The sequence below is a fragment of the uncultured Lamprocystis sp. genome, from assembly GCF_903933125.1.
GTDB lineage: Bacteria > Pseudomonadota > Gammaproteobacteria > Chromatiales > Chromatiaceae > Thiodictyon.
Genome location: NZ_CAIZIZ010000535.1, coordinates 1 through 7,040 on the forward strand (window position 1 = coordinate 1; position 7,040 = coordinate 7,040).

Consider the following 7,040-nt stretch of genomic DNA (forward strand, 5'->3'; position numbering starts at 1 on the left):
AAAAGAAGATGCTCTCACAAAGACACAAAGACACGAAGAAGAAAAGAGAGATAAGAAGCCATGAAAGGCTTCTCTATCTTTGTGTCTTTGTGTCTTTGTGTCTTTGTGAGAGGATTTCTTCTCTTCCTTCCGTGTCTTCGTGAAAAACCCTTGATCGGGCTCCCAGGCTCAAGCGCGTAGGATGCGGTGAGTACTCGAACCGCATCACCCACCTGCCGTCCCACCGCGCCCCCCCGCGCGTTCTTCATCCCCCAGTCACCGCCCGCTGTTAAGCTCTCCCCGGCCAACCGTCGGCCGTGTGCCGGTGAACCCGCGTCGACCCGGAGCGCACTTACCTGGACCTGGTCGCCAACTTCAGGAGCCGCCACATGCCTTTAACCCCGACCACTGCGCCACCCGCGCAGACGCCGCCCCTGGTCTGGACCCGCTCACATCGGGGTGAACTCAGTGCCGCCAACCGGGTGGTCGTCGACGCGGCGGCGCAGCTCATCAAGGCCGGAGCACGCACGACCCTGATGCCGGCCTTGCAGGCCTGGCCGCCGACCCATGTGGTGGAACTCTTCGTGCACCTGCCGCTCAAGCGCGCACGGGTGCTGTTCCGTTGGCTCGACCCCGAGCAGGCGCGCGTGATCGCCGAGCTGGACGACACCTTTCGCGATGTGCTGCTCGCCGATGCCACCGTTGAACGGCTGGTGCACGTGATCGACGCACTGGAACCGGAAGAGGCGGCCGCCGCCCTGGCGCAACTGCCCAAGGCGCTGCGCAAGCGGGTGCTGCCCCTGTTGCAGGGGCACACGACCATCTCTGAATTGGCGTCCTTCGAGGCCGAGTCGGCCGCCAGTATCATGAGCCCCAAGTTCGTGGTCGTACCGCCGGATTGGACGGTGGGCCAGACCATCGAGGAGATCCGTGCCCACGCCCACACCATCGGGCGGCTCTATGCCGTGTATGTGGTCGACGCCGAGCGGCGGCCGCTCGGCTATCTGCGGCTGCGCGACCTCCTGTTGCAGCCCGACACCGAGCGCGTCGGCGACCTGATGCACACCGACTTCATCGCCGTCGGGCCGGATACGGATCAGGAGGAGGTGGCGCGGATCGCCGAGCGCTACGAACTGTCGGTGGTCCCGGTGGTGGACCGCGTCGGGCGTCTCATCGGCCGGATCACACCGCAGCGCCTGGAACAGGTGATCCGCGACGAGGCCGCCGAGGACATGAAGCGGATGAGCGGTCTGCCGCGCGACGCCCGCCCGGACGAGTCGATCGGGCGGATCGTCCGCGGGCGGGTGCCCTGGCTGCTGCTGGGGCTCGCCGGAGCCACCCTGTCGGCGGCCGTGGTCGGCGCCTTCGAAGACCAGTTGGCGCGGGCGGCCATCCTCGCCACCTTCATCCCGATCGTCATGTCGAGCGCCGGCAATGCCGGTATCCAGGCCTCCACCGTGGCGGTGCAGGGCCTCTCGACCGGCACCGTCACCTTCGACGATCTGGGCTGGCGGCTGGGCAAGGAACTGCTCGCGGCCCTCGCCAATGGGGCCATCGCCGCCGGCGTGCTGATGGCCCTGGTGCTGTTCATGGCCCAGTGGGTGGCGATCGACAACCCGGTGCGGCTGGCCCTCACGGCGGGTCTGGCGCTGACCACCGTCATTACACTGGCCGTCGCGGTGGGAGCGACCATCCCGCTGGTCCTCGACCGGCTGGGGATCGACCCGGCGATGGCCACCGGGGTCTTCATCACCACCGGCAACGATATCATGGCGGTGGCGGTGTTCTTTCTGATGGTGAGTCTGATCTATCTGTAGCCGAGGGGCGTTCCGCGGCAATTCCAAATGTGAGGGTCTCGTGCGACCCATGGTGGATGCGGCGCGCACGACCGCCGTGCCGAATCCCGAACAGGATGTAGCGCGCCTTATCCACCCTACAGCAGCTTCGGTTTTGTAGGGTGGATAAGCGCAGCGCATCCACCCACAGCCCCACCGACGGCTCCATGCTGCCTGGTCGGCGCCGCGATCAGGTGACGACTGGTGCGCGTGTGGGCTCAGGAGAACAGGAACACCGCCGCACTGACCGCGCAGGTCCACCGCCCTTGGGGGTCGCCTTCAGTGGCCGCGGTCATCGACAGACTCTCGATCACCAGGTTGCTGTGCTCGTAGATGCTGCGGCGCTCATTCCAGGCGACCTCCGGGTCCAGTTCGAGCCCGAGCGAGCTGGCGAGCATACTGGCGGCGAGGTCGTCGGCATGGTCCCCGCTCTGTGCCGCCGTCTGGCCGAATCCGTGGTGTTCGGAGATGTAGCCATAGCCATCGGGGTCGGCGGGTCGGGCGAGTCCGACACTGGCATGGATGCGGCGGCCGGGCTCATTGGTCTCGATGCGGGCCATCACACAGAAGGTGATGTCGCCGGGCTTGAGGATCTCCACCCCGACCTCGCGGGGGATCAGGGCGCAGTGGGGCGGGACGATTGACGAGACATAGACCAGGTTCTGCTGCTCGATGTCGGCATCGCGCAGCGCCAGCTCGAAGGCGGTCAGGGCGTGGCGGTGGACGCCGATGCCCTTGGTCAAGAACACGCGCACGGGTGTTGGAAACATGATCGAATCCTCTTGGCAGTCACGGCGAGATGAGGCTACCCGGGTGCGATCCAAAGTGATGTGGTCGCAGATGCACGTAGGATGGGCAGAGCGAGCGCGATGCCCATCCGGCCACCGCGACGCTTGAGGCTGGGCATCGCTCTCGCTCTGCCCATCCTACCGAGAGACCCAGCCCGATCAGTTCTGATCACACCCCTACCGCCGGGACGATTCGCAGGCCGGTAACTTATGATGTGATCCAGACGATTTTGGCGACCGGCGTTTTCCGAACCATGACACCCACCTTTGCCATCCCGCCCACCTTTCTCGGCAGCACCCTGGATCCCGCGGCGGCGCGCATCTGCGTGGCTGGCGTGCCGTTGGATCTGGGCACCACGAACCGCGCCGGGGCACGCGAGGGGCCATTTGCGGTGCGCCGAGCCAGCCGCATGCTGGTCGATGGCGACAACCCGGCGAACTGGCGGGATCCGCGCACGCTGGGGGTCGCGGATGTCGGCGACTTCGCGATTGCCCTCGGCGACCTCCCCGACTCCCTGTCCCTGATCGCCGAACAGGCGGCTCAATATGACCACCTGGTCACCATCGGCGGCGACCACAGTATCACCCTGGGGCTGCTGCGGGCGCTGGCGCGACGATGCGAGCCGTTGGAGCCAATCGGCCTGGTGCATTTCGACGCCCATGTGGATACCTGGCCCGACAGCTTCGGCCAGCCGCTCGGCCACGGCTCGGTGTTCTACCGGGCGATCGTCGAGGGCCTGGTCGACCCGCGGCGGATGATCCAGATCGGCATCCGTTCGCCCTGCGAGCGCGCCGTTTACGATTGGACCCTGGCCCAGGGCGTGCGCATCGTCACGGCCGAGGAGGTTCATGAGACCGGACCGCGGGCCGTCGCCGCTCTGGTGCGTGCAGTGCTGGGGTCCGGCCCGGCCTATCTGTCGTTCGACATCGATGCCATCGATCCCGGCCAGGCGCCCGGCACCGGCACCCCCGAGGTCGGGGGACTGTTCACCTGGCAGGTCATGGCGATCCTCAAACGGTTGCAGGGGATCGACTTCCGGGGCATGGACTTAGTCGAGGTCGCCCCCGCCTACGACCAGGCCGAGATCACCGCGTTGGCCGGGGCCACGGTAATTTGGCAGTACCTCGGTCTGCATCCCTGAGCAAACAACGGCTGCCGCTGCCGCAGCGGCCACCGGCAGGTGCGCACATGCAGGATGCGCCCATCCGCCCGGCGGAAGTTAGAGGTCCGCCACAGACGCTCGGCGTCCCAGGTCAATTCGTCAGCGACCTGGCCGCGGTGGCATCGAACTGGCGCCGGCGCTCGCGGCTGACCACCAGCAATTCCCCCAATGCAGGCGTTGATCATAAACCCGGCCACCGCGCGATCTGCACGGTCGCCGGTCCGCACAGCGGACCCTACAGCGGACCGTCCGCGGCCGGCCGGAATGATGATCAAGGCCGCGTCGTGCGGACTCGGGCCGGGCTGACGCCAACCCCGGCCCGAGCAACCGTTGCCTATCCCCGCTGCGGATCGAAGCGGTCGGCCGTCATCACCTTGGTCCAAGCGGCGACAAAGTCCCGGACAAAGGCCTCACCGCCATCCGCTGACCCGTAGACCTCGGCGATGGCACGCAACTCGGCGTTCGATCCAAAGATCAGGTCCACCGGCGTCGCCGTCCATTTCAGCGCGCCCGTCGCACGGTCTCGTCCCTCATAGAGGCCGGGAGCGTCCACCGCCGGCGACCACCGGGTGTTCATGTCGAGCAGATTGACGAAGAAGTCGTTGGTCAGCGGGCCGGGGCGATCGGTGAACACGCCATGCTTGGAGCCGCCGCTGTTGGCACCCAAGGCGCGCATCCCGCCCACCAGTGCCGTCATCTCCGGAACGGTCAGCCCCAGCAGGTCGGCACGGTCTACCAGCAGCTCGCTCGGCGACCGGCGGTTACCGTCCGCAAAATAGTTGCGGAAGCCATCGGCCGTCGGCTCCAGCACGGCAAAGGACGCGACATCGGTCTGTTCCTGGGTGGCATCCGTACGCCCGGGCCGGAAGGGGACGGCAACCTTATAGCCGGCATTCTTGGCCGCCAGCTCGATGGCCGCGGCACCGCCCAGGACGATCAGATCGGCCAGCGAGACCTGCTTGCCGTCGGCGGCGCCGGTGTTGAAGGTCGCCCGGATGCCCTCCAGGGTCTGCAACGCCTTCGCCAGGCTGGCCGGATCGTTGACCGGCCAGTCTTTCTGCGGCGCGAGGCGAATGCGCCCGCCATTGGCACCGCCGCGCATATCGCTGGCGCGGAAGGTGGATGCCGAGGCCCACGCGGTGCGCACCAACTCGCCGGTCGTGAGGCCGGACGCCAGGATGCGCTTCTTGAGCGCCGCGATGTCGCTGTCGTCGATCGGCGGATGGTCGACCGCCGGCACCGGATCCTGCCAGAGCAGCACCGCTGCGGGCACCTCGGCGCCGAGATACCGGGCGCGCGGCCCCATGTCGCGATGCGTCAGCTTGAACCAGGCCATCGCGAACGCGCGCTCGAACGCCTCCGGCTGCTCCAGGAAGCGCTTGGAAATCTCACGATAGGTTGGATCGAACTTCAGCGCCAAGTCCGTCGTGAACATGATCGGCGCATGGCTGACACCCTGCACGTGGGCGTCGGGGACCGTGTCGGCACCCGCTCCATCCTTTGGCGTCCACTGAATGGCGCCGGCCGGGCTGCGGGTCTGCTCCCAGTCGTAGTTGAACAAGTTGTTCAGATACATCATGGTCCAGCGCGTCGGCGCGCCGCTCCACGCGCCCTCCAGGCCGCTGCCGATGGTGTCCTCGGCGTTGCCCTTGCCGCACCGGTTGGCCCAGCCCAATCCTTGTTGCTGGATCGGCGCGGCGGCGGGCTCGGCGCCCACGCACTCCGTCGGCTTGCCGGCGCCGTGGGTCTTGCCGAAGGTGTGTCCGCCGGCGATCAGGGCGACGGTTTCCTCGTCGTTCATCGCCATCCGGCCGAAGGCCACGCGGATATGCTCAGCGGCCGCGAGCGGATCGGGATTGCCGCCCGGACCTTCCGGATTCACGTAGATCAAGCCCATCTGCGTGGCGGCGAGTGGATTCTCCAGAGTGCCTTTGGCGTCGGTGCGCGCATGCCCGAGCATGTCCGCCTCCGGACCCCAGTAAACCAGGTCGGGCTCCCAGTCGTCCGCCCGACCGCCGGCGAAGCCGACGGTCTTGAAGCCCATGTCCTCCATCGCCACGGTGCCGGCGAGCACCATGAGATCGGCCCACGAGATGTTGCGTCCGTATTTCTGCTTGATTGGCCAAAGCAGGCGCCGCGCCTTGTCGAGATTGACGTTGTCGGGCCAACTGTTGAGCGGGTCGAAACGCTGCTGGCCGCCGCCGGCCCCGCCGCGCCCGTCAGCCACGCGGTAGGTGCCGGCACTGTGCCAGGCCATGCGGATGAACAGGGGGCCATAGTGGCCGAAATCGGCCGGCCACCAGTCCTGGGACTGGGTCATCATTGCCTTGAGGTCCTTCTTGACGGCCGCGAGGTCAAGGCTCGCGAAGGCCTGCGCATAATCGAAGTCCGCACCGTAGGGATTGGACGCCGGGGACTGGTCGCGCAGGGGCTGGAGATCGAGCTGGTCAGGCCACCAGAAACTGTTGGGCCGCGCTTGGCCAACCGCCATCGCCGGATCTGCAACTGCGGTGGTCGTCAGCAGGGCCGTGAGGACGGCCGCCGGGATCGCCTTCATAAGCATGGGAATCTTCTCCTCGTCTTGCGTGGGTTCGACTGTGGTGAGCAACACCGCTTGTTGTCTGACTCTCCTTGTCTTGGCGCTGTGGCCTGGAGCGAGCGTCGTCGCGCAAACCCAGGCTGGCGCTGCTTTGGCGGGGCGTTGCGCGGGTTAAAGGTAGGCCACCGAATTGCTGCGCGCAAACTGGCAGTATCGGTTGTCGCGATTGGTGTCGACGATAGCGGGCACATGGTACTTGGGCGATTTCCTACAATTTGGATACCGGTCAATGTAGGTGCGACTTCAGTCGCACCTGCGTCCGAATCGGTGCGACTGAGGTCGCACCGACATCCGAGCCGATGGTGGGTGGTATCCGGTGTTCCGGAAATCGCCTAAAACGCGGTCGCGAGCATTCCGACGTCTAGCGACTCAAGGCGCGCGAGAACACCGCTATTCGGACTTGATCCGGCAGAATCCCCGGTCGGCGGCGGCGGTGCCGCACCGGAGTCCGACCGGCTGCGAGTAATGAATAGTCCGGCAAGCGCCTTACGTTGTACCATTGCAACAAGCAATATCCGTGGGTTACCTCTCTCCATGGTAACTTCTCAAAAAGTCATGGCAACAGTATCAGTATGCTGACGAGATCAGTTAAAGTATCGCATCGAGATTAACCCTCACCTTTCCGCCGTACCTTGACATGCCCAGCCCGATCCGCCTGCCCGAGATCCCCGACGCG

Annotated in this window: 4 protein-coding genes; 2 read left to right on the forward strand and 2 right to left on the reverse strand. The window is 66.1% G+C overall.

The annotated features are described in order from the left end of the window. Positions 1-368 precede the first annotated feature (368 nt). A complete protein-coding gene (mgtE, locus tag QZY03_RS29345) occupies positions 369-1,796 on the forward strand; it encodes a magnesium transporter (protein ID WP_295587492.1) in 1,428 nt (475 codons plus the stop codon). Between the two features lie 236 nt (positions 1,797-2,032). On the opposite strand, the gene QZY03_RS29350 is transcribed toward mgtE, so the two are convergent. Next, positions 2,033-2,584 (reverse strand): pyruvoyl-dependent arginine decarboxylase, encoded by a 552-nt coding sequence (locus tag QZY03_RS29350; RefSeq protein ID WP_295587494.1) that lies wholly within the window; start codon positions 2,582-2,584, stop codon positions 2,033-2,035. A gap of 272 nt (positions 2,585-2,856) precedes the next feature. Here QZY03_RS29350 and speB point away from each other — a divergent pair, with 272 nt between their 5' ends. Continuing rightward, positions 2,857-3,744, forward strand: coding sequence for an agmatinase (speB, locus tag QZY03_RS29355; protein WP_295587496.1), 888 nt, complete (start codon positions 2,857-2,859; stop codon positions 3,742-3,744). A gap of 355 nt (positions 3,745-4,099) precedes the next feature. On the opposite strand, the gene katG is transcribed toward speB, so the two are convergent. Beyond that, positions 4,100-6,328: a catalase/peroxidase HPI gene (katG, locus tag QZY03_RS29360; protein WP_295587498.1), complete on the reverse strand. Its 2,229-nt coding sequence runs from the start codon at positions 6,326-6,328 to the stop codon at positions 4,100-4,102. Positions 6,329-7,040 lie beyond the last annotated feature (712 nt).